Source organism: Arthrobacter sp. STN4 (assembly GCF_024539665.1).
Taxonomy (GTDB): domain Bacteria; phylum Actinomycetota; class Actinomycetes; order Actinomycetales; family Micrococcaceae; genus Specibacter.
This window is the reverse complement of the sequence record NZ_JAKZGX010000006.1, coordinates 13307-37215: the sequence shown is the minus strand read 5'-3', so window position 1 is coordinate 37215 and position 23909 is coordinate 13307. Positions and strand designations below refer to the sequence as shown.

The following is a 23909-nucleotide window of genomic DNA, read 5'->3' as shown; positions in this document are numbered from 1 at the left end:
CTCAGGTGGCCACGGCCACCACAAATACTGCCAACAGAACCAGGCCCACGACGCCGGCCCCCACGTCCCAGCGTGCCGCCACCAACCCGGTGGCGTTCGCCGCGGACGGGGCGCCGGCGTCGTGCTTCCGGTCGTCGGCAGAGTGTTCCCAGGCGGTCCAGGCGGCGTCGACGGCTGCCTGCGTGCGCGCGGGCATGTGGACGCGCGCGCTGCTGCCGGGGCGCCCGCCCAGGCGCGGTCCCAGCCGGCCCGCACCCGGCGCGCCCCAACTGGCAATCCGGCCGGCCGTGGTGTCCAGGACTACGCCTTGGCCCACGCGGACGGCCTTGAGGGCGCTAAAGGGGACCCGGTGGCTGCGCAGGACGTTGACCACGGTGAGCCCGTCCGGGTGCACCAGCAACCGGGGCCGCCACAGCAGCACGTGGACGGCCCAGGCAACCAGCACCAGGGCCGGCAGGAAGTGCCAGATGGACGCCCCCGTGCCGGTCAGCACCAGGTTCAGCGCAAAGAAGGCACAAAAGGCCCATGCGGCGGCTGCCAGCACCCGGGTGCCCGTCGAATACAGGGCGACGGGCCGCGCTACAGCCCCCACTGCTCCACGGCGGGGGTCCGCTTGTCCCAGCCCAGCGTGCAGACCTTGGCGGTGCCCAGCACAAAGTGGCGGCCCTCGCCCGGGGCCAGGCCGAGCCAGCGGGCGGACAGGACGCGCAGGAAATGGCCGTGTGCCACGAGCAGCACGTTGGCGGCCAGGGTGCCGTCGGGCAGCGGGGCCCGGACCCGGTCGACGATGGCGTCGGCGCGGGCGGCAACCTGCGCCAGGGTTTCACCGTTGGGCACGCCGCTGTCCCAGATCAGGTAGCCCGGGTTTTCGGCGCGGACCACGGCGCTGTTGATGCCTTCGTAATCGCCGTAGTCCCATTCGACGGCGTTCGGTTCCACCTCGGCGTCCGGGAAGCCGGCCAGCTCGGCGGTGCGACGCGCCCGTTGCAGCGGCGAGGTCAGCACCAGGTCAAATTCGGTTGCGGCCAGGGCGGGCCGCGCGGAACGGGCCTGGTCCTCGCCGTCAGGCGTGAGCGGAAGGTCGGTCAGCCCTGTGTATTGCCCGCTGCGGGACCATTCGGTTTCCCCGTGCCGCAGGAGCCACAGCTTGGGGCCGCCGGGGACCGGGATGTGGGTCAGCGGGGTGGAGCCGGCCGGCTCAACTGCGGTGGCGTTGTTCATGGGTGGGTCCTGTTCTGTTCGGGCTCGTGGCTCCGGTTCCCCTGTGTTTCGGGTTCCAGTGCCTGGGATTCGGGCTGGGCGGCCCACCAGTCGCGCAGGGCGGCCTCGGACTCCTGTGCGGTCCGCGGGCCGTGCTCCATGCGTTGGTCCAGCAGGAATTTGTAGGCCCGTCCCACCACGGGGCCGGGCTTGAGGCCCAGCACTGCCATGATGGCGCCGCCGTCGAGGTCCGGGCGGATCGCGTCCAGTTCCTCCTTTTCGGCCAGGACGGCGATGCGCTGCTCCAGGTCGTCGTAGGCGAAGGACAGCCGGTCCGCCTTGCGCTGGTTGCGGGTGGTGACGTCGGAGCGGGTCAGCCGGTGCAGGCGTTCCAGGAGGGGCCCGGCGTCGGTCACGTAGCGGCGCACGGCGGAATCGGTCCAGCCGGCGTCACCGTAGCCGTAGAAGCGCATGTGCAGCTCCACGAGCCGCGAGACAGCCTTGATGGAGTCGTTGTCAAAGCGCAGGGCCCGCATGCGTTTGGCTGTCAGCTTGGCACCGGCGAGGTCGTGGTGGCGGAAGCTGACGGCACCGCCGGGCTCAAAACGGCGGGTCTTGGGTTTGCCGACGTCGTGCATCAGCGCGGCAAAGCGCAGCACAAAGTCCGGGCCGGGCACGGGGCCGTCGGGGCCGGTCTCCAGCGCCGCGGCCTGCTCCAGCACCTGCAGCGAGTGCTGGTAGACGTCCTTGTGCCGGTGGTGCTCGTCGGTTTCCAGCTGCAGGGCAGGCACCTCGGGCAGCACCAATGCAGCCAGGCCCGTCTCCACCAGGATGTCCACGCCGGCCCGCGGGTGGGCCCCACACACCAGCTTCACCAGCTCGTCACGGACGCGTTCAGCGGAAATGATGCCGATGCGCCCCGCCATCTCCGTCATGGCCCGGTGCACTTCGGGATGGATGGACAGGCCCAGCTGGGAGGCGAAGCGCGCGGCGCGCATCATGCGCAGCGGGTCGTCGGAAAACGACTGTTCGGGAGTGCCGGGCGTGCGCAGGATCCCGGCGGCCAGGTCGGCGGCGCCGCCGTGCGGGTCCACGAGCTCCAGGGACGGCAGGCGCAGGGCCATCGCGTTGGTGGTGAAATCACGGCGGGACAGGTCCTCCAGCAGGGACGTGCCAAAGGCGACGGCGGGCTTGCGCGACTCCGGGTCGTAGGCCTCGGCCCGGTAAGTGGTCACCTCGATGAGCAGCACCCCGCCGCCGCGCTTGCGCTTGCGGAAGCCGATGGTGCCGAATTCCCGGCCCATTTCCCAGTGCGAATCAGCCCACTTTTGCGCCACCGCCAGAATTTCCTCCGGCGTGGCGTTGGTGGTGAAGTCCAGGTCGGGCGAAGCCCTGCCAAGGAACAGGTCGCGGACGGGGCCGCCCACCAGCGAAAGCTCATAACCGGCGTCGGCAAAGAGGTGTCCCAGTTCAAGGACCACCGGGTCTAAATTAGAGGTATTTGGCGCCATCTGCATAGTTACTTAAGGATGCCAGACTTTTTACTTCTCCCGCGGCGGGCCCACCAGGGACGTCACGGGCGCCGGCGCCGGCGCACCATCGCCAAATGCGGGCTCCTTGCCTGTCATCATCGCCACACAAAGATAGCTAGAGTGGACTCCATGGTCCACCCCGTACCGCGCGCGCCAAAGAGGAGCCCACTGCCATCGGCACTGGGTCCGTCGGCAACGCCCGCGGCACCGGCACCGGCCAGCCAGCTGCCGACGGTGGAGGAGATTTCCGCCGGCGGCGTGGTGGTGGACAGCCATGACGGCGGCCTGCGTGTGGCGATCATTGCCCGCATCAACCGTGGCGGCCGTCTTGAGTGGTGCCTGCCGAAGGGCCACCCGGAGGGCAGGGAAAACTATGCCGAGGCGGCGGTGCGTGAAATCGAGGAGGAAACCGGGATCGCCGGGGACGTCCTGGCCCCGCTGGGCAGCATTGACTACTGGTTCACTGTCAGCGGCCACCGCGTCCACAAGACCGTCCACCACTTCCTGCTGCGTGCCACAGGCGGCTCGCTGACCATTGAAAACGATCCAGACCACGAGGCCGTGGACGTCGCCTGGGTGCCCGTTGCCGAGCTGGGCCGCAAGCTGTCCTTTCCCAACGAGCGCCGGATCACGGACCTGGCCCGTGAGCTGCTGCCCGCACACTTTTAGCCCGCTCCGGCGGTGCCGCCGCCGGCCCTGCCAGGGTCCATGCGGGCTCGGGTGAGATGATGGGGAACGATGTCTAACGAACCACGGGTGAGAATCCCCGCCAAACCCGCATTTCCGCCGTCGAACGCTCCCGTCCGCGGCACCGCCCAGGCAACGGTCCGGCGGATTACCGGGGTCCCGTCCGGCCGACCGCCGGCAGGCGGGGCGCCGCAGCGTTCGACAACGGCACGGTCCAGCGCCTCGATGGCCGTGGGCACGCTCATTTCCCGCATTCTGGGCCTGGTCAAGGGCGTGGTGCTGGGCATCGCGATCGCCGACACCACCGTGGCCGACGTCTTTGAAGGATCCAACTACCTGCCCAACATCATCTTCCTGCTGGTGGCCGGCGGTGTGTTCAACGCCGTGTTGATTCCGCAGATCGCCAAGGCAAGCAGGCAGCCGGACCGGGGCAGCGAATTCATTTCGCGGCTGCTGACACTGGGGGTCACCGGCCTGCTGGCGCTGACCGTGATTGTCACGGCCCTGGTGGCCCCGATCATGGAGGCGTTCACCTCATTCTCCGGCGGGCAGCTGCGGCTTGCCATTACCTTCGGGCTGTTCCTGCTGCCGCAGATCTTCTTCTACGGGCTGTACTCGCTGCTGGGCCAGATCCTCAACGCCCACAACGCCTTCAGGGTCTATGCCTGGGCACCCGTGGTGAACAACGTGGTGGCCATTGCGGGACTGCTGGCGTTCATCCTGGTGGCCGGCAGTTCCCGGACCCACCAGCACACCGTGGACAACTGGACCACCACCGAGACGCTGCTGCTGGCGGGCACCGCGACGTTGGGGATCGTGGTCCAGTCAGCAGTGCTGCTCATCCCGGTCAAGCGGCTCGGCCTGGAGCTGCGGCCCAGGTTCGGCCTGCGCGGCACCGGGCTTGGACTGACGGCCAAGATTGCGGGCTGGACCATGGGCACCATGGTCATTGGCCAGCTGAGCTATCTGGTGGTCCTGCGTGTTGCCACCATATCCGCCGGCAGCAAGCCCGACGGCGCCGCTTCCGGCGCGGGCGGCATCCCCGGCATTTACGAGTTCAACCGGGCCACCGAGCTGTATATCATGCCGCACTCCATCATTGCCCTGTCCATTGCCACGGTCATGTTCACCGCGATGGCCCGGGCCGCGGCCGCCCAAGACTTCTCCGGACTCCGCAGCTCGCTTTCCGCGGCGCTGCGGACCACCGGGGTGGCCACCGTCTTTGCCAGCATCGCCCTGATCGTGCTGTCCGGGCCGCTGGGCATGCTCTTTGGCGGCAACAGCCAAATTTCCGGACGCCAGATAGCGATCACCCTGGCCATCCTGGCCATCGGCGCGCCGTTCTTCAGCGTCTACTTCATCCTCAACCGCGTGCTGTACGCGCTCGAGGATGCCCGGACCCCGTTCATCATCCAGTGCATCGTGGTGGCCACCAGCGTGGCAATGGTCCTCGGCGCCGCGGCCCTGCCGCCGCGGCTGATCATTTACGGCCTGGCCGTCAGCTACACCCTGAACAACTTCATTGGCCCTTTCCTGAGCCACCATTACCTCAAGCGGCGGCTGGGCAACTACGGCGGAGGCCGGATCTTGCAGGCGTACATGCGCTTCCTGGCCGCTGCCCTCGTGGCCGGGGTGGCCGGCGAGCTGGCCCTGCGGGTGTTTGGCAGCTCGTCCCCGGACGGCTTCATGTGGACCTCCATCACCGCGTCGTTCGTGACACTGGCAGTGGTTGGGCCCGTCATGGCGGTGGTCTACTTCCTCATGCTCAAGGTGCTGCGCGTGCATGAAATCGACGACGTGGTGGGCCCGATTCTTGCCAAGGTGCGTTCCCGGATTTCCCCGCAGGGGTAGGCCGTGCGGACACCGGGTGCTTGCAAAGCCGCCCGATACGCGTAAAATCCCAGTCCCGTCCGATAGAATCAGTGCAATTACGGCCCGGGCAGATTGTCCGGGACGCCCTGAAGACTTACGAGGAGTACTCGGTGCCACAACCCATTGATGTGGGCTCCATCCTTGGTGGCCGCTACAAGATCACCGGCCGCATCCTGGCCTCGGCCGAGGAAGACGTCATCCTGGACGGCCTGGACCAGGTTTTGAACCGGCCGGTGAGCATCCTGGTTTCCGCCGAGTCCAATTCACAAAACCTGACGCAGAGCGCGCGCGAGGTGGCCACGGGGGAACGCGTGTCCAAGGTGTCAATCCTCGACCTCGGCAGCCAGGACAACTCCACCTACCTCATCGCCGCCAGGACCGCCCCGGCCGACCTCCTTGACCTGGTGGTTCCCACCGAACCGTCCACCGGCGGGGACAACGACGCCGTCTACCGGGAGCCCTTCTTCACCGACACCCTGGGCACCGAAATCTTCGGCTCCGCCCGGGACACCGCACCCGCGGCCGGCGCGTACGTCTATGAGGACAACACGCCCGTCACACCCGCCCACCCGTCCCCCGCGGTGCGGAATACGCCGCCGGCCGTGCGGAACGCGCCCCCGGCCCGGCCAGCCCCTGAACCGGCAACGTCGGAGCAGCCCACCGCCGCCCATCCGGCCGCCGCCCATCCGGCCGCGGCCCCGCCGACCCCGCCGGCGCCGGCCGCCACCACGGCTACGCCCAAGGTCACCCTGTGGAACGATGACGACTACGACGTGGAGAACGCCGACGCCACCGGGAACGCCAGCCTGCCCAAGAAGGCCGGCACGTTCCCGGCGGCTGCCCTTGCAGCCAGCGACAGCTACGAGTCGCAGGGCTACGAGACGGACGAGGAAGACGAGGAAGACGAGGAAGACGACGCCAATGCGCCGCGTTCAGGCGGCCGCTGGCTGACGGGCATCATCGTTTCGGTGCTGATTGTGGTGGGCCTGATCTTCGCCATTTCCCACATCGGCAGCCTGTTCAACGGGGCTCCCGTGGCGGAAGGTGGCAAGACCACCGCCGGCCAGGGCACCACCGCTGCACAGAAACCTGCCACGTCCAAGGCACCGGCACCCGCCGCCGTGCCCCCGGCCGTCACGGGCCTGACGGACATCACGGCCTACCTGCCGGGACAGACGCACTACAACGACATGTTCATCCCGCGCCTGCCGGACGCCATCGACGGCAACAGGGGCACCTATTGGCCCACGGTTGAGTTCTCCAACGACACCTTTGCCGGCGCCGCTGACACCATTGACCTCGCCGTTGAGCTGAAGCAGGAATCGACCATCAGCGAGGTGACCATCAACCAGATTGGTGGTTCCGGCGGCCAGTTCAACGTCTTGACGAACAGTCAGCCATCCCTGGCCGGTGCCACCAAAATTGGCAGCGGCTCCTTCAGCGCCCCTGATTTCACCCTCAAGGCAGCCGCCGGCGTGAAGGCCAAATACGTCATCATCGACTTCACGCAGCTGCCCCGGCTGCAGCCGTTCAAGGTGTACCCGTACGGGCTGAAGATCGCCGAGATCAGCGTCAAGTAACCCGCACGGGCCCGCAACGGCGGCCCGGACGGAATATTCCAGTGCCCGTTCAAGTTGTGCAAGACGAACCACCAACAGCCTCCAGTGGCTGGCCCATTCAGGAAGAGGAACACGTACCCGTGACCACGCAAGCTACCCCCGCCAGCGATGTCCGCGACGTCATCATCGTCGGCTCCGGCCCGGCCGGCTACACGGCTGCCATCTACACGGCCCGCGCCGACCTCAAGCCGCTGATGATCGCCGGTTCGGTCACCGCCGGCGGTGAACTGATGAACACCACCGACGTGGAAAACTTCCCCGGTTTCCCCGACGGCATCATGGGCCCGGACCTGATGGAGAACTTCGGCAAGCAGGCCGAGCGCTTCGGCACCGAGGTCATGTACGACGACGTTGCCTCCGTTTCGCTGGAGGGCGCGGTCAAGTCCGTGGTCCTGGCCGACGGCCAGGAGTTCAAGGCACGCACCGTGATCCTCTCCACCGGCTCCGCCTACCGCGAGCTGGGCGTGGAGGGCGAGAAGCGCCTGGTGGGCCACGGCGTCAGTTCCTGCGCCACCTGCGACGGATTCTTCTTCAAGGGCCAGGACATTGCGGTCATCGGCGGCGGCGACTCCGCCATGGAGGAAGCCATCTTCCTGACAAAGTTCGCCGATTCCGTGACGGTGGTGCACCGCCGCGACACGCTGCGCGCTTCCAAGATCATGCAGGACCGTGCCCTGAACCACCCCAAGATCAAGTTCGTCTGGAACTCTGAGGTCGCCAGCATTGAGGGTGGTGACAAGGTGACGGGTGCCACCTTGCGCAACCTGGTCACGGGCGAGGAGAGCAACCTGGCCGTCACCGGCGTTTTCGTTGCCATAGGCAACGATCCGCGTGTGGACCTCGTGAAGGATGTCCTGGAACTGACTCCTGCCGGCACCATCGCCGTGGCTGGCCGTTCGTCAAAAACCTCCATCCCCGGGGTGTTCGCCGCCGGCGACGTCGTGGACCCCACCTACCGCCAGGCAATCACCGCCTCAGGTTCCGGCTGTGTGGCCGCCCTGGACGTGGAACATTACCTTGCCGAGCAGGATTCCTAAGAGAAAGTAGATCGTCATGAGCAATGCAAAGAGCACGACGGACGCAAGTTTTGATGCGGATGTCCTCAAGTCGGAAAAGCCCGTAATCGTCGATTTCTGGGCCGAGTGGTGCGGACCCTGCCGGAAACTCGGACCCATCCTTGACGAGATGTCAGTCGATTACGCGGACAAGGTTGAGGTCATCAAGGTGGATGTGGACGCCAACCCGGCGATCTCCGCCAAGTATGGCATCACCTCCATCCCTGCCGTGTACCTCTTCCAGGGCGGCGAGGTGAAGAGCACCGTCATCGGCGCCCGGCCCCGCCAGTACTTCGAAAAGGAATTCAGCGACTACCTGCAGTAACTCGCAACTACGCTGGGCGGCCGTGGACCGGACTTTTGTCCGGTCCACGGCCATTTAACGGCTTCTGCCAGATCAATCGTTAGCGTCAAAAATCGTGCAACGGTTTCGCCTTGGAAGTGTCCCAAGAGGTGAAGACAGGGCATGCTGCGCCGGGGTTTCACGTGAAACGTCCGCCCGAGGGATTCACCGGATCCGGTAGCCGGACCAGCGGCCTGGTCACGCATGACAGCCGCGGCACCGGCTGTAAAATCCTCACAGCCGCCATTTCGCCCACGTGTCAGCATTTCGTCGCCATGCCGGGCCGCCGCGGATTAAGACCGGATCCCTTTCACGGTCAACGGCATCATGGCACTTCGCCTTTCGCGTACTCAACTCGGGATATTCAACGCCGTGGGCTTGTCCCCAAGTATTAAGCCAAAAATGCAACAGCTGCCAAATGACGCTGAAGACGCTGACAATCTCGCACTGAACTGCCGGCCCTGCTGCTTGAAGTTACGCCGGAACTAATTCGGGGCACCAATCCACGGCGTCCCAGAAGCCCACGACGTCGTCTGCTTTTGCCCGACATACCCGGCCGAGGTATTCGACTATGGACAGCTCCACTCGGTGCCGAGCACCAGGCATTCCATGGCCGGTCAGACCGAGCGGTCCCACTCGGCACAGGAACAGTTGAGGCGAATGGGCGTCACGGCCACACGCCGCACCTTGGACATGAGGTTTCGCGGCCGGTTCCGACCATTGCCGGCTGGCCCTTGAATTTCGGCCAAGTCCCAAGTTGTGGGAGGGTGCCACCTGGTGCGGCCCAGCTCTGCAGGGTCCGTCCGTAGAGGTTGGTCATGGGAAATTCGCGGCCTCCACGCCGGTGTCGGTACGTCGAAGCCGCTACGGTGTGAGTAAACGGTAGGCTGACTTGACGTCGCCAAGGCACTTCGTCATCGTCCGGGCTGGCAGGATATGGCGGGCTGCCCCCGTCTCCATAGTCTTTCGGCCGCGTGAACTCCATCGGTGGCCGGGGCAGCCGTTTCACGTGAAACCAATAGTTGTGGCGCCTGACCACCACCGCTCTCCCCGCCAGCTCAAAAGAGGGCCACCTTGCGATGTGCACACGTCTTCAGGGCGCTTGGCTGCTGTCGTGTTCGTGCCTCCAGCCGGCCTTGCAGCCGCTGAACACGTGGTTGCTGTCCGAGACCAGTTTCGCCGGCCACCAGTGGGAGAAGACAGGCGCAAAGATGAGGTCCACTGATTCCTTCCGAAACCGGACCAGGCCCAGTGCCTATTCCATCAGGGACCCTGGCTGCGTTGTTTTGCCGGCTCCGCCGCGAGTTCTCCCCGGTGAGGGCGCGGGCCAGGCGCGCTGCCGAGCTGGTGGCGAAGCCAAAAAGGAACCCGCCGGTGCCCGGCCTGGGAGGCCTGGGTCATCCCAGCGGCGGAACGAACTGGGCCCATGCAAGCGGCCGGTCAAGGCCACGTTCTGAGCCTCTTCCAGGAACGTCCCATGCCCTGGTGGCTGATCAGGGGGCAGTCAGCGGCAGTTTCGTCGTCAATATTAGTGGCTGAAGTTCTACCGCGACAGGCTTTTTGCGGCCGGAGAGCCACACACCCTTTGTCTGCAAGACAGCACCGGAGGCCCACCCGTCCGGCGGCTTCCCAGGGGTGGGTGTGGCCGCGCGGTATTACTCATTGCTGCACACGGCGGTGCGGGTGTGCAGTGGTGCGAGGCGGATGGCAGTCGCCGTGCAGTAGCCGTCCCCGATCCACGTGTCCAAAGCATACAAGCCAGGTACTCACTGTCCTGGCCAGCTTGGCGGCGGTGGCCATTACAGTGTTGCCTCGTCTGGCCCGTTGGTACCGGTGCTGGGCGTGACCCCGACGCTCGATGGTAAACCGAAAGGGCGCGTTGCCTTTCAACAGCGCACCGTGGTGTTTTACTGTCCTCGGCGGTGCGGTAGTCCCGAGCTGGGTCAGCGGCAACGCGCAGCTGCCAGTAGAACGCGGGGGTAACCGTGCCAGGACTTATTGAAATGGGCGCATACGAAGCCGCACCTCGGCCGGCACGCCCCCCTGGCGCTTTACGGGGTCCGGGCGGCCAGCCGCAGCGGACCTATCGCGGCCCGGCCCGGGACCACCGCCCACTTCAGGCGTAGCACCGCCCAGTCCACGACGACCGGCCCAGCTGCGGAGCAGTGGCGGATACGTGTATATCGGGAGTCGACCCAGCGCAACCCACCCACCGGACAGGTCGTTCGAGTCGCCTGGCCGACAACGTCCCCCCCCCGATCATGAGCCCGCGCCAGAAGAATCCATCCGTTCGTCCGCTCCGCCTTGGCCTTGGACGCACAGGTGCAGGGACCGCAGGCGCTTGAACCGGTGCCCACCACCCTCACAAAAGCGCCGACGACCCCTGTGGCCTCCCCTCAGCACATGCCGGCCCCGTCATCCCCCACGATGCGGACCGGCACCATCTCGGCCCGCTGGGGCAGCCCCACGTCCTGCCGACCCGGTCCCCCGTGCCGCCGTACCGCCGTCTGCCGTGCCGCCGATGGCATCGTGCAGGCCCGTTCCGGATCAGCCGCTCATCAAACATCTTCGCCGCGCCAGCTCTGGGAGACTGCTGAACAACGTGGTTGTGGCGTGGCAGGAACTCCCTCGCTGCCAGTCAGGCAGAGTGTTTGGGCCGGCTGACGGTATCGGTACAGGGCTGTTCCTGTCATTTGGTTCATTGTGCCCACGGCTGTGGGGCGTCGTCAGGTATCGGGAGGGCCGGGCCCGGATGGAGGGTTCATCCGATCGCCCATGGTCCTTCATCGGAGTCAGCCCGAGTGTGGGCAGGCGTCGCAGATTCGGGTCGGGTCTCCGTAGTTGGAACCGGCCGTTGTTGGGGCTGATATGCCGCGGTGTTGAACACGGCGGTTGCCAGGGGTGAGCCAGTCGACGGGCCGTTCGACCATGGGCCGGCGTGTACGCTAATCGTTCTTGATGGCCGGGTCACCGGCACGTCGGCGGTGGTCGCGCTGGAGTGTTTCGTCTTCGGGGAGGACCAGCTTGCGTCCGCGTGGCCAGGTCGTGTAGCAGGCCCTGGAAGGACAGCCCGTGCAGTCGACACCAAAGGCGACCGGCCGTTTGGCCGTGATGGCCCGGCTGACATTGTGCGGGCGAGGACGGCGAGCATTTCCCCGGCACAGTACGACGAATCGGCCATGACGCCCACGCTGCTGCAAGCGACAGTCCGTTCTAGGGCTCGTTCGCGAGGTGGGGCTTGTATCCGTCCTGCTGCCGGGACCGGGTCTTATGCGCGTGCTGCGTATCGGGGTCCACAGTGGCGATCATCCGATCCGCGCCGACCTTGCGGGCGTCCGCCAGCACCCGTCGGTCCCTTCGAATCCTCGGCCTGCCCGGCAACCAGGGTCAGCAGGGCGTCGTCACCAGCTGCTTTCCCCGCAGTGCTTCCGGTACGACAGCGGCCAGCGGGGCCAGGGCTTCGGTGACCAACGCCGAGACCAGCCAGTCTTTGGTGTCCTGGCGATCCCACCAGGCCATATAGGGAGCGCCGGTGCGGGTGCAGCCCTACTTCCGCGCCTTGGCGGCATTGAAGTCCCGCCTGCCGGGGACATCGCGGCCGGAACGTCGGCTCCGGTCGGACAGTTGGGTGATCGTGTTCTGCCGGGCGAGCACGCATGATTCCTGACGGCCGAGTCCACCGCGCGCCGGCCCCTGCCCTTCAACATTACGCTCCAGGCAATGACTTCGGCGATCGCGTCCATGATCTGATGCGGGTCCTTCGAAGCGGACGGCCGCGTGCGCCAGTGCCTCAGCGTGCCAGGGTGGAACACCGTGTCGGCCCCTACCCGCACGCGGCCTTCCGGCGCAGATCGTAGGGAAGCGCTTCGGCGGTTCCCCGGTCCGGGAGCCCTGCAAAACCTACAGCGCTAACACCGAACCAATGACAGGTGCCGGAGCCGAAGGACGACGCCACCATGACGGGACCCAGTTCTCCATCACCGAATCCGGAAACAACCGCCCACTGTTTCCGCCCAGAAAGGAAAAACCCTGCCCGGGACCAACCACTCCGGCCGGTGTCTAGTCAGCCAAACATCCACGCTGCGCACCCTCCCGCCCCTGCGTAAAACCACTGCTAGCCACCAGCCCCACCTTTCCAGGCGATGCGCCTGACACCGTGCGTCCAAATCAGCAATTTCCCAACTGTCCTAGCGGACAATCCACCGAGCGGCATCGCCTACCCCCGCTTGGACACCTTCCGGGGGAATAGCGGTAGCGGTAAATAACTTAGTCCCCTCCATGGATCACCTTCAGTGAAGCCGATCCGCCCTACCACTATTACTTGGCGGGGCCGGCCCTATGGCCGGTTGGCGTCGAGATGACCTCGTCCGTGACGTTGGTCAGCTGCAGCATTCTGCCCATCGTCCACAGCCGGGATATCGCATCGTCCACCCGAAGAAGGTGGACCGTGCTGTCCTTGTGCTAGGCAGTAGCTCATCCGCAGCCTGAGTTCCTTTTCCAAGGTTCCGCGCCTGTTTCACGTGAAACGCAAGCAATGGATTCACACGCAAGCATTGGATTCAAACGCTGTGCACTACGCCGCAACCACCCTGTCCCTAGGGCGCGCAATCCGATAATCCTACCTCGCCGTCCACGACCCACCTTTCCCAAACGGTCGACACAACCAGCAGTGCACATCCAGGCCCCGCACGCATCGCGGCTGAACGCCCAGCGCCCGCCGCTATACAGCCGGCAGCTAACCCCCGAGGGACGCCCATGGTGCGGCGTGCATCGACAGACGTACGGCTGCCCCTGGGTTCTCATCCGGGTTAGGTGAATGATGTCCGGAGAATCCGGTGACGGCATTGGCACGGCGGCACATTCCCGGCACCGAGGACAACGTCGGAACAGCAGCCTAAAGAGCATGCCCACGGCGCACACCGAGTAGCTAAACGCGACATACCGGCCAGGTTCCCGCCCGCCCTGTACGCAACCCTGGCCAGCTGAACGGCGTTCCTTGTCAGGCGCTACTCATTCCCACACGCCTCGGACAACGCCAATTGGCAGTGGACAATCTCCAACCCTTCCGTACGATCGGGCTGATCGCGGTCCCCGGCTGTCATTGGACTCGAGCTGGTGATTGGCTCATGGCCATGTCCTTCCCTAAGTCAGTCCGCGGTCTCCTGATTGCAACCATTCGAGTTGACTTTGCCGGTCCGGTATGGCTTCGGTTTGTTGGATCGTCCATGGACGGGAACTCCAGTAGCTTAATTTTCCGTAGGCCGCGGACGCCGCTAGACGAATGCTTTGGAGGCAACCGTTAGGCCGCCCCATTCTGTCCAAGGTCATCCCAATGCCCTGCTGCCACTGTCCGTACGCCTACATGCCGTCCTTCACTACCTGGCAAGACATGCCGTCCTCCACTACCTGGCAAGCGCCCGTACATGATCGTACGAGGCATTAAGAAGCCCTTGTCCCCGTCCGTTGTACATGCCTCCCGCTGCGGCTCCCAGGACACCATCCACCAGCGGGCTTGTGACGCCCTCCAGGGCCCCGCCACACCCATCCTGGACCCCGAGGCGGTCACAACCCCCGACAGGGCCTTCCTGACCCATACAGCGCCTCCAGCAGGCGGCGGAATCGGCATGAAGTAAACCCCGAATCAAGATGCCTCCGGCATTTGGGCGGTTCATATGGAGGATTTTGCTGCATGCCAGGGCACCGTACTGCGTCGGGGCCGGGACCGTAAGTCCGAGTATCCGGGCGCAGGAGACGCTGCAGGATGAAAGCCACCGCCGGCGTCGGCCTTGCGGGAAGGCCGGCTGCGGCATCCTGCAAAGTGGGGCGCCGGCAGCCTGGTCCCGGTCCCGTTGGTGTGCAAGCCACCCACTACGACTCCACGGATCGCCGGTACACCGAGGGACGTCTTCCCTGTCCGTTGGACGTAGCAAGTCACGGCGGCCCGCTGTCAGCTAAATACGACCTCAAGCTGCCGGTCGCCGAAGACCTCGTTGGCCCAACGACAACTCCATCGTGGTATACAACCTCTTGTAGAAGACGGAGCCCCAGGCACGCCGTGCCACTCGCAACAGGCCGGAGCTACAAGATGGACACCCCATGCCACGCCATGGCCAACCTTGGGACACCGTCACGGTCCATCTATTCAAAATCCGGTTCGGTGATACAAACACGTTCATGACACCAATAAGGTCATCTGCATCTTGTCCAAGGCGTCCTGTCAGCTATGGCGTGGACGCCGCAGAACCCGACGCAGCGCCGGTGTTTCACGTGAAACACGAACGACCGGGCCACAAGGCCGCCACTTCTGCCCACTTCCACAAATACGGGTAATGGCAAAAATTTCTAAGGATCAATCCAGGAGAACCATGGAACCAAAGGAGCGGTGGTGTTTCACGTGAAACACCACCGCTCCCCTACGGTTCCGGCCCTAATTCGATCCAGGCGTCAGGACATCCATGATCCTGTTCAGATCCTCCACGGAGGCAAACTCAATGCTGACTTTACCCTTTCGAGCGCCAAGGGAAATTTTTACGTTCGTATCCAGGCGGTCGGACAGGGAACTCGCCAGGAAATCGAGACGTTCGTGACGCGGGCTAGGCTTCGTCAAGCGTGCCTTATTGTCCCGGACGGGCGCCTGAAACAGCTGAACGGCTTCTTCAGTGGCGCGTACGGACATGCCTTCGGCAACGATCTTTTGCGCCAGCGACTCCATTGCCTCGCTACTTGGCAATGAGAGCAGGGCCCGGGCGTGTCCGGCCGAAAGGACTCCTGCAGCCACACGACGTTGCACAATCGGTGGAAGTTTCAACAGGCGCAGTGTATTGGATACCTGGGGCCGGGAGCGGCCGATCCTGTCAGCCAGCTGCTCATGCGTCGTGCCGAAGTCTTCCAGAAGCTGTTGGTATGCGGCTGCCTCTTCCAGGGGATTGAGCTGGCTTCGGTGCAGGTTCTCGAGGAGTGCATCCCTCAAAAGGTTGTCGTCAGTCGTTTCCCTGACGATAACCGGAATGGTTTCGAGGCCGGCAGTCTGCGAAGCGCGCCACCGGCGCTCACCCATGACCAATTCATAGGGCTGGTCGCCCTTTTCAGGCGACTTGCGAACCACGATGGGCTGCAGGATGCCAATTTCCTTGACGGAATGGACCAACTCAGCCATGTCGTCTTCATCGAAGACCGTCCGGGGCTGCTTTCGGTTGGGATGGATGTCCCCCACGGCAAGTTCCATGAACCGTGCACCCGGAACCTCGACCAATTCCGCCTTCACGGCTGTCTCAGGCGTCGCCTTGACGGAACGTGAAGCCGGCGTTCTGCGCCCCTTGGGTTCCGGAAAAAACAGGTCGACTGGACGGCTCGGCAGGGGGGAGGAACCAGGATCGTCCGGGTTCGAGTTGGGAATCAAGGCCCCTAAGCCGCGACCAAGGCCCCTACGCTTGTCGGTCATCGAATTTTCCTCCATATAATGAGCCCCTGGATGCTGCGGACCACTTGAATTGCATAATTACTTGGGAAGAACGCCCCGTTTCGGTGTCCTTCTAGGAGAAGTCTAGCGTTCGGCAATCTCGGCTGCGGCTTCAAGGTAGGACAACGCGCCGGTTGACGACGGATCGTAGGTCATGACTGTCTGCTGGTAGCTCGGCGCCTCAGAAATTCGCACGGAACGCGGGATCAGTGCCTGCAGGACCTGGTTCGGGAAGTGCTGACGCACGTCAGCTGCCACGTGGGCAGCCAAATTCGTGCGGCCATCGTACATGGTCAACAGAATTGTTGAAACCACCAGATCCGAATTGAGGTGCTTTTGGATCATTTCGATGTTCTTCAACAACTGGCTCAAACCCTCCAGCGCATAATATTCGCACTGAATGGGGATCATGACTTCATTGGCGGCGCAGAAGGCATTGACTGTCAGCAGGCCCAGGCTCGGCGGACAATCAATGAAGATGAAGTCCAGTCGCGGCTCGCCGGCCTGTTCGCGGTGCTTGACGTATTCGTCAATGGCCCTCCGCAAACGCTGTTCGCGCGCCACCAGCGAAACAAGCTCAATTTCGGCCCCGGCCAGATGAATCGTGGCCGGTGCACAGTACAAATTGTCGATGTCAGGGCATGACGCAACCACATCCGCCATGCTGAAATCATTGATCAACACATCATAAATGCTGTCAATGTCCGCGTGGTGTGGCACACCCAATGCCGTTGACGCGTTTCCTTGGGGATCAATGTCAATCACGAGGACGTGCAATCCTGCCGAAGCAAGGGCCGCAGCAATGTTGACGGTTGTAGTGGTCTTGCCAACCCCGCCCTTTTGGTTGGCGACCGTCATGATGCGCGTCCTGGCCGGCCGCGGCAGTTTTCGTCCGAACAGCCGTTCACGCCGTTTGGTCTCACTGGCCAGCTGGCTCGCAATGGGGCTGCTGTCATCAAAGTCGTTGTCGAGGGATGACGATGCCTTGCCGGCCGTTTCACGTGAAACATGAAGATTATTGGTCTTATCAACTGATTTAAGTTGATTTTTCGTCGCCGTGCCGTTCCGTACACCAATGCCGGCGGACGCATCAGATCGCGCCGACCCCAATGACATAAAGGGTGGTATCCGTTGCGAAGCTGCTTCGCTGCTCGTCACGCTGACACTCTCACTTTCCTCTGGCTGGGCTTGCCACTCACTAGACTATCGGTTCCGCCATTGACCACGGCGGATCAGCGTCGCTCCACCTTCACGCGGACCACCGTTGTTGGTTCGGCAAGTATCGCCGCGCCGGCAACCAGCACGTCGGTCTGCACTCCGCCCAGCTTCTTGATCACCTTGGCGGCCTTGGCGATCTCTTCCCCCGCGCTGCGCCCCTTGATGGCCAACAGTTGACCCTGCCCGCCAAGCAGCGGAATGGTCAGCGGCGCCAGGGTGTTCAGGGCCGAAACCGCCCGGGCCGTGACCACCTCGCACTCCACCTTGTCCACGGCCTGCTCAGCCCTGGCACGAATGATCTCCACGTTGTCCAGCCCCAGGTCGGTGACAACTTCCTCCAGCCACACCACCCGGCGCTCCAGGGGCTCGATCAGCGTCAGGTACAGGTCAGGACGGGCGATGGCCAGGCAAAGGCCCGGCAGGCCGGCGCCGCTCCCCACATCGGCGACCTTGGCGCCGTCGTCAATCAACTCGGCCACGACGGCACAGTTGAGCACATGCCGGCTCCACAGCCGGGGAACCTCCCTCGGGCCGATCAGTCCGCGTTCAATGCCGGAAGTGGCCAGGTGCTCCACATAGCGCTTCGCCAGCCCAAGCCGGCGGCCAAAAATCTGTTCGGCGGCAACGGCTTCTTCAGCAGTCAGATCTGCCACAACGGGTGTCCCCTCGCAAGCGGTCCCGTCCACTTGCCCTGGGGCAGGTGAACGGGACCATATTGGTTTCGATGACGTGTGAATTACTGCGCGGCCGTGACGACGATGTGGCGGTCAGCGCCTTCGCCCTCCGACTCGGACTCGAGGCCCAGCCCGGCGACGGCGTCGTGGACAATCTTCCGTTCGTAGGCGCCCATGGGTGCGAGGGCAACGGAAGGGCTGCCATCCTTGATCTTTTCCGCCGCGTCCTTGGCAATGTCCAACAGCTCGGCGTTGCGCTGTTCACGGTACCCGGCGATGTCCAGGATCAGGCGCGAACGGCTGTCCGTAGCAGAAAGAACACTCAGCCGGGTGAGTTCCTGGAGCGCATCCAGCACCTCCCCGTCGCGGCCCACGAGGCTGTTCAGGGCATCGGATTCCTCATCGGAGATGATGGAAATGTAGGTGCGTCCGTTGCGGACCTCAATGTCAATGTCACCGTCTATGTCGGCGATGTCCAGCAGTTCCTCCAGATAGTCCGCGGCAATGTCGCCCTCTTCTTCGAGGCGGGTTGCTCCGGCGGTGCCGTCCTGGACGGGAACTTCTTCGGCGGCAATCTCAGTTTCAGCAGGCATTATTTCTTCTTCCTGTTCTTCCGTTGTGGCTGGTTGCGCTGTCCCTTGGGATCGGGGAGTTCTTCAACTTCGGGAACCACGGCCTTCTTGGAGGCGCCCAGCAGCGGCAGGCCCTTGGCCTCCCGGCGCTTCTGGTACTCCTTGTAGGCGGGCGATCCCGGCGTGGGCATCCGGCGGATCACGAAGAACTGCTGGCCCATGGTCCAAATGTTCGTGGTCGTCCAGTAGATCAGGACACCGATGGGGAAGTTCACGCCGCCGATGCCGAAGACCAGGGGCAGCACGTACAGCATCATCTTCTGCTGCTTCATGAACGGGCCCTGCATGGCTTCTTCAGACATGTTCTTGGTCATGATCTGCTTCTGCGTGATGAACTGCGAGGCAATCATGGCAATGATCATGATCAGCGACAGCACCACCACGGAGACCCTCAGGTCGCCACCCTGGAGCTGGGGCAGGAATGCCGCCGAGAGCGGGGCGCCAAAGATGGTGGCGTGGTCGAACTGGGCAACCTGGTGCGGGCTCATGGCCCCAATGCCGGTGCCGTTGGCGTTGGCCTTGGACACTCCGGAGAGGACGCGGAACAGCGAGAAGAAGAACGGCATCTGGATCAGCATGGGCAGGCAGGCAGAGAACGGGTTGGTGCCGTGCTCCTTGTACAGCGCCATCTGCTCCTGCGCCATGGCCTGGCGGGAGAGCTGGTCCGTCTTGCCCTTGTACTTGGCCTGCAGCTTTTTCATGTCCGGCTGCAACGCCTGCATTCCGCGCTGCGCCTTGATCTGCTTGACGAAGACAGGAATCAGCGCGGCACGGATCACCAGCACCAGGCCGATGATGGAAAGGGTCCAGGTGATACCGGACGCGGCAGGCAGCCCGAGGAACGTCAGCCCATCATGGAAGAGCACCATGATCATGGACACTAGCCACTCAAAGGGCGTCAGAATCGTCTGGAGGAAATCCATATTTCTTTTCTATTCTCCTGAAGCCGACGTGCGGCTTTGTGTCTCCGCTTGAGCCGCCAGGAAATAATCCGGATGGTTCAGTTGGACAATGAGGGGGACCGAAGACGGCTCATCCCAATGGACATGGACCGGGGAAGGGACCGGATCAAGGCCGCCGGCGTTCCAGGGATGGCACCGGGCTACGCGCCGGGCTGCATACCAACTGCCCTTGACTGCGCCATGGACGGTCACTGCCTCGAGGGCGTAAGCCGAACAGGATGGAAAAAACCGGCACACCTGCCCATAAGCGGGTGAGATGAAACGCCGGTAGGTTTTCAGCACAACAATCAGGATGTTGCGGGGAAGATGCCAAAGAAACCGTCCGACGACGGCGGGCAGGTCCAATGTGCGACGGTCAAGACTGGCTTGGGTCACGGACATCTTCTCCTTCAATCCTTCAGGCCTTGTCCACTGCGGCATCGTTGTCCGGCCGCCGGCTGTTCCATTGGCTGCCGGCAAGCCGGGGCGCCACCTTGGAAAATGCCTTGTGGTAGTCGTTGACGAGTTCGCCCCACGTGGCAGCTGCGGCGGGCGGCAAGGCCCTCACCACAACGTTGAGCCCACATGGATGGCGGCGAACAGTCTCAGCGGCTATTTCCCTTAGTCTCCTCTTAACGAGGTTTCGGGTCACAGCGTTCCCAACGGCCTTCGAAACGATGAACCCAACCTGGCTGGGCTCACCGGACGCGGTGGACACCACATACAACACTACGTTCCGGCGTCCGTTGCGGACGCCGGAACGTACAGTATGTGAGAAGGCAGCGGAAGTCCGCATTCTGTTTCTGGTGGCCAGCACCCTGCGATCAACCGCTGCTTCGTTAAGGCTCGACGGATCGTCAAGCAGTTATTGGTTTATGCCGACAGCTCGGCGCGGCCCTTGCCACGGCGCGCAGCCAGGATGGCACGGCCGGCACGGGTACGCATGCGAAGGCGGAAGCCGTGCTTCTTGGCACGACGGCGGTTGTTCGGCTGAAAAGTCCGCTTGCTCACGGTAGTTACTCCAAGACAATCTAAAGATGCGCCTTGCCCGAAGCTAAGTAAGGGGAAGAACAGGCCGACGCTAAGTATATGGATGCCCGCTTGACCCCCTTCTTCAAGGAGCTGCGCAGATGCGCAAAGCAGACACATGGGACTTCACAACGTTAGGTCATTGCCGTCCCGCTAGTCAAACTGCGCCGGCCGGCAGTCCGCCGCGTTTTCCACGGTGATGGCCCGACGTTGCCCACGGCCTGCGGGGTCCTGTGCACCCAGCCGTGGATAACCCGTGGAAAAACTGTGCACACCGCTGCCCCGCAGCCCCCGTCGTGTGATATTTATCCACAGGCGGTTCCCCCAGCTATCTTCAAGGCTTTTCATCCCTTAGGCTAGGCCCGTGGCAAGTTATCCACGGCTGTGAATAACTCTGTGGATGACGGGGGCACGGCGTTCCCCCGCACCGGGCGGCCATGGCCCGGCAATGTAAGCGAAGTCACTCAGACGCGGGTGTGAACAGACAACAATCCGGCGGGGCATCCTGCCGGCAGTGAGGTGGAACCAGCAATGAGCACTAAGGCAACCAATGAGCACTGAGGGAACCAACACTGAGGAGATCAACGACGTCGGCAGTTCCTGGCGGCGCGTCATCCGAATCCTGGAACAGGATGAACGGGTGTCTCCCCGGCAGAGGGGCTTTGTGGTCCACACCCAGCCCCAGGGTCTCATCGGAAACACGCTGCTGGTGGCGGTCCCCAACGAGTTGACCCGCGAAGTGCTCCAAAACCAGCTGAGCAAGGCGTTGGTTGATGCACTGCGGCAGGTATTCCCGGAGGAGATCAGCTGCGCTTTCAGTGTCAATGCCGACCTGGTGCCGCTGGACAAGGTGGAGGAAACCCCCGCAGCACCTGCCCCCGTCCGCCCCGAACGCAACGAACATGTTGAGCGCAGCAACCGGATTGAACGTAATGAACCCGGGGAAAACGCTTCCAAGCCCTCCCCAATGCTCCCCAGCACCTCACAGGAATTTGGCCGCCTCAATCCCAAGTACATCTTTGACTCCTTCGTGATTGGCTCATCCAACCGCTTCGCCCACGCCGCGGCCGTGGCGGTGGCCGAAGCGCCGGCCAAGGCCTACAACCCGCTGTTCATCTATGGTGATTCGGGACTGGGCAAGACCCACCTCCTCCACGCCATTGGCCACTACGCCCGCCGCCTTTACACGGGCATCCGTGTCCGGTACGTCAATTCCGAGGAATTCACCAACGACTTCATCAACTCCATCCGCGACGACGAGGGTGCCAGCTTCAAGCAGCTGTACCGCAACGTGGACATCCTGCTGATCGATGACATCCAGTTCCTTGCCAACAAGGACGCCACGCAGGAAGAGTTCTTCCACACCTTCAACGCCCTGCACAACCACAACAAGCAGGTGGTCATCACCTCTGACCTTCCGCCCAAGCGGTTGCAGGGGTTTGAAGAGCGCATGCGTTCACGGTTTGAGTGGGGCCTGCTCACCGACGTCCAGCCGCCGGAACTGGAGACCCGCATTGCGATCCTGCGAAAAAAGGCCATCGGAGAAGGCCTGTCCGCCCCCGACGACGCCCTCGAGTACATCGCGTCGAAGATCTCCACCAACATCCGCGAGTTGGAGGGGGCATTGATTCGGGTCACTGCCTTCGCCAGCCTGAACCGCCAGCCGGTGGACGTGGGCCTGGCCGAGATGGTCCTGAAGGACCTGATCACTGACGACGGCGCGCAGGAGATCACCTCGACGGCCATCCTGGGGCAGACAGCCGCCTACTTCAACATTTCCATGGAAGAACTGTGCAGCAAGTCCCGCACCCGCACCCTGGTCACCGCCCGGCAGATTGCCATGTACCTGTGCCGGGAATTGACGGACATGTCCCTGCCGAAGATTGGCCAGGAGTTCGGCGGCCGCGACCACACCACGGTGATCCACGCCGACCGGAAAATTCGCGAACTCATGGCAGAGCGGCGGGCCATCTACAACCAGGTGACCGAGCTGACCAACAAGATCAAGCAGCAACAGCGCGAAGGCTGAAACCCGCGCAGCGGGAGAAAATTTTCAGTAATTAACAGCTGTGCATAAGTCTGTGGATAGTTAAGTGCACAACCGCCCGTCCCTTGCGGATAACTACAGGGTCCCCTGTGGATCCCATATTTGGCGCGGAAAGTTCTCCACCGACGCCCACAAGCGAAAGCGGAAAATCCTCACACATTGTGCACAGGGCAGATCGTCGCAATCGCGCAGCAAGACAGGGTTATCCACAGTATCCACAGGACTTATTAACACTACGAATCCCAAGAATCCTTCGTTTCAAACAACATTTTCCGATTCTGCCGAACCCGGGATGCACCGGGGCCAGGGCAATGCCGGAATCGCCTGTCCGAAGCGCTAAGCTGTCTGCAAGCATGTAATTCCACAGCGGCCAACCCGGCACCCAACACTTTTCGCACCATGAAAGGCGGCACCCTTCCGTGAAGTTCCGAGTCGAACGCGATGTTCTGACCGAAGCAGTCAGCTGGGCCGCACGTTCCCTGTCGCCAAGGCCTCCGGTTCCGGTGCTCTCGGGGCTCCTACTCAAGGCCGAAGCCGGCACCTTGAGCCTGGCCAGTTTCGACTACGAAATTTCAGCCCGCCTGGAAATCGCCGCCGACATCGCCGAAGAAGGCACGATCCTGGTGTCAGGCCGGCTCCTCGCCGACATTTGCCGCAGCCTCCCGTCCGCTCCTGTCGATGTCGAAACCGACGGTTCCAAGGTCACCCTGACCTGCCGCAGCAGCCGTTTCCACCTGGCCACCATGCCGGTCAACGACTACCCGGAACTGCCGGCCCTGCCGGAATTAAGCGGAACCGTGGACGGAGAAGCCTTCGCCCAGGCCGTTTCCCAGGTGATCATTGCCTCCAGCAAGGACGACACCCTCCCCATCCTCACCGGCGTGAAGATGGAAATTGAAGGTGATCTGATCACCTTGCTCGCCACCGACCGCTACAGGCTCGCCCTGCGCGAAGTCCACTGGAGCCCGACAAACCCGGGAATCTCCACCGGTGCGCTGGTGAAGGCAAAGACACTCAACGAGGTCGCCAAAACCCTCGGTGGTTCGGGCACCCTCAACATCGCCTTGTCAGACAACAGCGAATTGATCGGCTTTGAGAGCGGCGGACGCCGCACCACCTCCCTGCTGGTTGACGGCGACTACCCCAAGATCCGTTCCCTCTTCCCGGAAAACACGCCCATCCACGCCACCGTGGAAACCACGGCGCTGGCTGAGGCAGTCCGCCGTGTTTCCCTCGTCGCTGAACGCAACACGCCTGTCCGGCTGATCTTCACCGACGGCCAACTGACACTCGATGCAGGCACAGGCGAGGATGCCCAGGCTTCCGAAAACCTGGAAGCCTCCCTGGTCGGGGACGAAATCACGGTCGCCTTCAACCCGCATTACCTCAGCGAAGGCCTGAACGCCTTTGACAGCAAGTACGTGCGTTTTTCCTTCACCTCGGCACCCAAACCTGCCATGCTCACCGCCCAGGACGACATCGACGGCGAAAACCGCGACGACTACCGCTACCTGGTCATGCCCGTGAGGCTGCCCAACCAGTAACCAGTTCCCCTCCCGCCCGCGCCACCCACACCGGGACGCCACCCAAGCAGAAATGAG

At 63.5% G+C, this 23909-nt stretch carries 20 protein-coding genes; 7 read left to right on the top strand and 13 right to left on the bottom strand.

The genetic code is table 11. The features are described 5' to 3' along the window. Position 1: 1 nt before the first annotated feature. Genes MMF96_RS06500 through MMF96_RS06490 form a run of 3 tightly spaced genes read right to left on the bottom strand, consistent with a single transcriptional unit; the run spans position 2 to position 2711 of the window. Complete coding sequence (locus MMF96_RS06500) at positions 2 to 592, bottom strand: PH domain-containing protein (RefSeq protein WP_176617101.1); 591 nt, start codon at positions 590 to 592, stop codon at positions 2 to 4. Continuing rightward, on the bottom strand, positions 580 to 1179 hold the full coding sequence (locus MMF96_RS06495) for a histidine phosphatase family protein (protein WP_371130974.1): 600 nt from the start codon (positions 1177 to 1179) through the stop codon (positions 580 to 582). The genes MMF96_RS06500 and MMF96_RS06495 overlap by 13 nt, the downstream gene beginning before the upstream one ends. A 38-nt stretch (positions 1180 to 1217) precedes the next feature. Further along, positions 1218 to 2711 carry a CCA tRNA nucleotidyltransferase gene (locus tag MMF96_RS06490; protein WP_256882976.1) on the bottom strand — a complete coding sequence of 498 codons (1494 nt, stop codon included), beginning with the start codon at positions 2709 to 2711 and terminating at the stop codon, positions 1218 to 1220. 150 nt (positions 2712 to 2861) lie between these two features. Between MMF96_RS06490 and MMF96_RS06485 the strand changes: the two genes are divergently transcribed. The 5 genes from MMF96_RS06485 to trxA all read left to right on the top strand — a co-directional run bounded on the left by MMF96_RS06485 (position 2862) and on the right by trxA (position 8290). Next, positions 2862 to 3401: an NUDIX hydrolase gene (locus MMF96_RS06485; protein WP_176617104.1), complete on the top strand. Its 540-nt coding sequence runs from the start codon at positions 2862 to 2864 to the stop codon at positions 3399 to 3401. Positions 3402 to 3470: 69 nt separating this feature from the next. Continuing rightward, complete coding sequence (murJ, locus tag MMF96_RS06480) at positions 3471 to 5270, top strand: murein biosynthesis integral membrane protein MurJ (protein WP_256882975.1); 1800 nt, start codon at positions 3471 to 3473, stop codon at positions 5268 to 5270. A 131-nt stretch (positions 5271 to 5401) separates the two neighbouring features. Beyond that, positions 5402 to 6871 carry an ABC transporter substrate-binding protein gene (locus tag MMF96_RS06475; protein ID WP_256882974.1) on the top strand — a complete coding sequence of 490 codons (1470 nt, stop codon included), beginning with the start codon at positions 5402 to 5404 and terminating at the stop codon, positions 6869 to 6871. A gap of 119 nt (positions 6872 to 6990) precedes the next feature. Then, entirely contained in the window at positions 6991 to 7947 is a 957-nt protein-coding gene (gene trxB, locus MMF96_RS06470) for a thioredoxin-disulfide reductase (protein WP_176617107.1), read from the top strand. A gap of 16 nt (positions 7948 to 7963) precedes the next feature. Then, positions 7964 to 8290 carry a thioredoxin gene (gene trxA, locus MMF96_RS06465; protein ID WP_176617108.1) on the top strand — a complete coding sequence of 109 codons (327 nt, stop codon included), beginning with the start codon at positions 7964 to 7966 and terminating at the stop codon, positions 8288 to 8290. 1111 nt (positions 8291 to 9401) lie between these two features. Here trxA and MMF96_RS06460 read toward each other — a convergent pair. The 10 genes from MMF96_RS06460 to rpmH form a co-directional block, all read right to left on the bottom strand. Further along, the gene (locus tag MMF96_RS06460; protein ID WP_256882973.1) at positions 9402 to 9530 is read right to left on the bottom strand and encodes a hypothetical protein; all 129 of its coding nucleotides are present in this window, start codon (positions 9528 to 9530) and stop codon (positions 9402 to 9404) included. 2165 nt (positions 9531 to 11695) lie between these two features. Further along, on the bottom strand, positions 11696 to 11827 hold the full coding sequence (locus tag MMF96_RS06455) for a hypothetical protein (protein ID WP_256882972.1): 132 nt from the start codon (positions 11825 to 11827) through the stop codon (positions 11696 to 11698). A gap of 2908 nt (positions 11828 to 14735) precedes the next feature. Further along, positions 14736 to 15749 (bottom strand): ParB/RepB/Spo0J family partition protein, encoded by a 1014-nt coding sequence (locus MMF96_RS06450; protein WP_256882971.1) that lies wholly within the window; start codon positions 15747 to 15749, stop codon positions 14736 to 14738. Between the two features lie 102 nt (positions 15750 to 15851). Next, the gene (locus MMF96_RS06445) at positions 15852 to 16925 is read right to left on the bottom strand and encodes a ParA family protein (RefSeq protein ID WP_256882970.1); all 1074 of its coding nucleotides are present in this window, start codon (positions 16923 to 16925) and stop codon (positions 15852 to 15854) included. A gap of 74 nt (positions 16926 to 16999) precedes the next feature. Next, the gene (rsmG, locus tag MMF96_RS06440; protein ID WP_256882969.1) at positions 17000 to 17638 is read right to left on the bottom strand and encodes a 16S rRNA (guanine(527)-N(7))-methyltransferase RsmG; all 639 of its coding nucleotides are present in this window, start codon (positions 17636 to 17638) and stop codon (positions 17000 to 17002) included. Positions 17639 to 17721: 83 nt separating this feature from the next. Beyond that, complete coding sequence (locus MMF96_RS06435) at positions 17722 to 18252, bottom strand: R3H domain-containing nucleic acid-binding protein (RefSeq protein ID WP_256882968.1); 531 nt, start codon at positions 18250 to 18252, stop codon at positions 17722 to 17724. Then, positions 18252 to 19214, bottom strand: a complete 963-nt coding sequence (gene yidC, locus MMF96_RS06430; RefSeq protein ID WP_176617113.1) for a membrane protein insertase YidC — start codon at positions 19212 to 19214, stop codon at positions 18252 to 18254. Before yidC ends, MMF96_RS06435 begins: the two co-directional genes overlap by 1 nt. A 9-nt stretch (positions 19215 to 19223) precedes the next feature. Then, on the bottom strand, positions 19224 to 19634 hold the full coding sequence (gene yidD / locus MMF96_RS06425) for a membrane protein insertion efficiency factor YidD (RefSeq protein ID WP_176617114.1): 411 nt from the start codon (positions 19632 to 19634) through the stop codon (positions 19224 to 19226). A gap of 16 nt (positions 19635 to 19650) precedes the next feature. After that, positions 19651 to 20028 (bottom strand): ribonuclease P protein component, encoded by a 378-nt coding sequence (gene rnpA / locus MMF96_RS06420; RefSeq protein ID WP_375141409.1) that lies wholly within the window; start codon positions 20026 to 20028, stop codon positions 19651 to 19653. 77 nt (positions 20029 to 20105) lie between these two features. Beyond that, positions 20106 to 20243, bottom strand: a complete 138-nt coding sequence (gene rpmH / locus MMF96_RS06415; RefSeq protein WP_113716382.1) for a 50S ribosomal protein L34 — start codon at positions 20241 to 20243, stop codon at positions 20106 to 20108. A 568-nt stretch (positions 20244 to 20811) separates the two neighbouring features. Here rpmH and dnaA point away from each other — a divergent pair. Both dnaA and dnaN read left to right on the top strand, forming a co-directional pair. Beyond that, positions 20812 to 22290 (top strand): chromosomal replication initiator protein DnaA, encoded by a 1479-nt coding sequence (gene dnaA / locus MMF96_RS06410; RefSeq protein WP_176617116.1) that lies wholly within the window; start codon positions 20812 to 20814, stop codon positions 22288 to 22290. Positions 22291 to 22727: 437 nt separating this feature from the next. Further along, the gene (gene dnaN / locus MMF96_RS06405; protein WP_176617117.1) at positions 22728 to 23852 is read left to right on the top strand and encodes a DNA polymerase III subunit beta; all 1125 of its coding nucleotides are present in this window, start codon (positions 22728 to 22730) and stop codon (positions 23850 to 23852) included. Positions 23853 to 23909 lie beyond the last annotated feature (57 nt).